Source organism: Vibrio lentus (genome assembly GCF_002875945.1).
Classification (GTDB): Bacteria; Pseudomonadota; Gammaproteobacteria; order Enterobacterales; family Vibrionaceae; genus Vibrio; species Vibrio apostichopi.
In genome coordinates this window covers 1-1,075 of sequence record NZ_MCZK01000180.1, presented here as the reverse complement: position 1 = coordinate 1,075, position 1,075 = coordinate 1, and the positions used below count along the sequence as shown (strand labels likewise).

The 1,075-nt window shown below is 43.0% G+C and carries 3 protein-coding genes; all 3 read left to right on the top strand.

The annotated features are described in order from the left end of the window. Nucleotides 1-36: 36 nt before the first annotated feature. Genes BCT49_RS24710 through BCT49_RS24700 form a run of 3 tightly spaced genes read left to right on the top strand, consistent with a single transcriptional unit; the run spans nucleotide 37 to nucleotide 1,028 of the window. Complete coding sequence (locus BCT49_RS24710) at nucleotides 37-288, top strand: Rho-binding antiterminator (protein ID WP_102438945.1); 252 nt, start codon at nucleotides 37-39, stop codon at nucleotides 286-288. Nucleotides 289-296: 8 nt separating this feature from the next. Continuing rightward, nucleotides 297-530 carry a hypothetical protein gene (locus BCT49_RS24705; protein ID WP_102438943.1) on the top strand — a complete coding sequence of 78 codons (234 nt, stop codon included), beginning with the start codon at nucleotides 297-299 and terminating at the stop codon, nucleotides 528-530. Nucleotides 531-578: 48 nt separating this feature from the next. Further along, nucleotides 579-1,028: a GyrI-like domain-containing protein gene (locus BCT49_RS24700; RefSeq protein WP_102438941.1), complete on the top strand. Its 450-nt coding sequence runs from the start codon at nucleotides 579-581 to the stop codon at nucleotides 1,026-1,028. The last annotated feature ends 47 nt before the right edge of the window (nucleotides 1,029-1,075 follow it).

Below are 1,075 nucleotides of genomic sequence, written 5' to 3'. Positions count from 1 at the left end.
GGATGGATGGATGGATGGATGAATGGGAGGGGTATTATGATTAGTTGCAATGATTACGATTATATTGAGATTGTGTGTATGCACAGGTACCCAATTAAACTCACGATGAAATCTGGCGAGCAGTTAGCCTGTGTCGCATTAGATACGAAGCGCAATCAAGCACGAGAAGAATGCATCAAGGTCAGTGTTGAAGGTCAAGAACAGCTTGTCGTGTTAACTGAAATTACAGATTTAGAAGTTTGTGTCGATAATCCTCACTTTCAACATAAATCCTTTAAAACGTCATAGGTGCCGACATGAACCACACGATAGAGCAATGCTACTGCACCGAATGTCACGAAGAGACACAACACGTTGTGATTTTGGTGAGAAAGGAAAGTGCGTTTGCAGACAAACCGAACCAGAAACGACACGAGTTCTGGGCGGGCGTCGTAAAAGGCTGGTTCCTTGGCCCGTTTATCGCGTCAATGGATGAGTTTTCTCGCCATCTGGTGTGTGAAAAGTGTGGCCATAAAGAGATTCAAGATTAGAATTGATCCAAGGTGATGACAGCGACATTGGTTAAGGAATGAAAACAGATGAAAGTAGAAACGATTGAAGCTGTAAAGGCGTACGGATTTTCAGTAAAAACCACTAACACTGACGAGGTTGACCCAGCAAAGGCGAAGATAGGCCAATTATGGCAAGGATTTTTCGATCAAGCTTTTCCTAAGCTGACACCAGACTCAAAGGTGTATGGCGTCTACACCAATTACCAATCGGACTTTACTGGTGAGTTTGATGTTGTCGCGTGTACCAATGCACTTACCGATAACAATTTAGCTGACCTAGTTGAAACCAATATCGAAGCAGGTAAGTACTTAACGTTCTCGGCTGAAGGTGAATTGCCGCAAGCGGTTATCGATTTGTGGGGAGAAGTGTGGGCTTATTTCAACGATCCAGATTGTCCACATACACGAACTTACACGACTGATTTTGAGTTTTATAAAAGCGAAACGGCAGTCGAGATTTCGATAGCGATTCAATAAGCTTTTACTTGTAAGTTATCGATAACAAAACGGCTCTTCTCCGCTTA